Origin of the sequence: Azonexus sp., assembly GCF_036170495.1 — a bacterium.
Taxonomy (GTDB): Bacteria; Pseudomonadota; Gammaproteobacteria; order Burkholderiales; family Rhodocyclaceae; genus Azonexus.
The window spans coordinates 1-1,243 of record NZ_JAVHPH010000060.1 but is presented as its reverse complement, the minus strand read 5'-3'; the positions used below and the strand labels follow the sequence as shown (position 1 = coordinate 1,243).

General features: G+C 61.9%; 2 protein-coding genes. Both read left to right on the top strand.

All coding sequences use genetic code 11. The features are described 5' to 3' along the window. Window positions 1–258 (top strand): HesB/IscA family protein (locus ADADOO_RS02040; RefSeq protein ID WP_511274569.1); only part of this gene is annotated, 258 nt, incomplete at its 5' end. Window positions 259–270: 12 nt separating this feature from the next. Then, window positions 271–1,167, top strand: a complete 897-nt coding sequence (gene nifU / locus ADADOO_RS02035) for a Fe-S cluster assembly protein NifU (RefSeq protein WP_511274568.1) — start codon at window positions 271–273, stop codon at window positions 1,165–1,167. Window positions 1,168–1,243: the final 76 nt, after the last annotated feature.

The window sequence follows — 1,243 nt, the reverse complement described above, 5'->3', positions numbered from 1 at the left end:
GTGCTCGGGCTGCGCCTGACCATTTCCGGTGGCGGTTGCTCCGGCCTGCAATACGGCATGAAGCTGGAAACCGAGAAGGCTGAAGACGACTGGGAACTGGAAGTCGAGGGCGTCAAGGTGCTGGTCGATGCCATGACCATGCCGATGATCGACAACGTCACCGTCGATTTCGTCGATACGCTGACCCACACCGGTTTCAAGTTCGACAACCCCAACGCCAGCGCCCAGTGTTCCTGCGGCTCTTCGTTCTCGATCTAAGGAGCAATAGTCATGTGGGAATATTCAGACAAGGTTCGCGAACACTTCTTCAACCCGCGCAATTCCGGCCCGCTGGAAGAAGCGAACGGTATCGGTGACGTCGGTTCCATCCAGTGCGGCGACGCGCTGCGCCTGATGCTCAAGGTCGAGCCGGAAACCGAGGTCATTCTCGACGCGCATTTCCAGACCTTCGGCTGCGGTTCGGCCATCGCCTCGTCGTCGGCGCTGACCGAAATGGTCAAGGGCATGACGCTCGATCAGGCGCTCGAAGTTTCCAACCAGAATATCGCCGATTACCTCGACGGTCTGCCGCCGGAAAAGATGCACTGTTCGGTCATGGGCCGCGAAGCCCTGCAGGCCGCCATCGCCAACTACCGTGGCGAGGAGTGGTCCGACGACCACGAAGAAGGCGCGCTGATCTGCAAGTGTTTTGCCATCGACGCCGTGATGATCGAGGACGTGGTCAAGGCCAACAACCTCAACACGGTCGAGGAAGTGACCTTCTACACCAAGGCCGGCGGCGGTTGCGCGGCCTGCCACGAAGGCATCGAGGAAATTCTCGCCAAGGTCATGGCCGAGCGTGCCGGTCCGGGTGAAGTTTCGCCGCCGCCCGCTTGCCCGGCCACGCCGGAAGCCCCGAAGCCACCGGCCAAGAAGCTGTCGATCGTCGAGAAGATTGCCAAGATCCAGGAAGTGCTCGAATCGGTTCGCCCGATGCTCCAGCGCGATCACGGCGATGTCGAGCTGGCCGACGTCCAGGGCAAGAAGATCTATGTGCACCTCAAGGGCGCCTGCTCCGGTTGCATGATGGAAGCGGCCACCCTCGGCGGTATCCAGCAGAAGATGATCGAAGTGCTGGGTGAGCTGGTCCAGGTGCTGCCGTCCTCGCACATGCCCGTAGAGGCCTGATGATTCTCTCCTCCCCCTTCAAGGGGGAGGTCGGGAGGGGGATGGGTTGCCTCCCCCGACCCGGGGCCCCCCCCCC

What these genes read in the sequence shown, in the direction of transcription:
- nifU (WP_511274568.1), top strand. Translation starts at nt 271, where the DNA reads ATGTGGGAATATTCAGACAAGGTTCGCGAACACTTCTTCAACCCGCGC.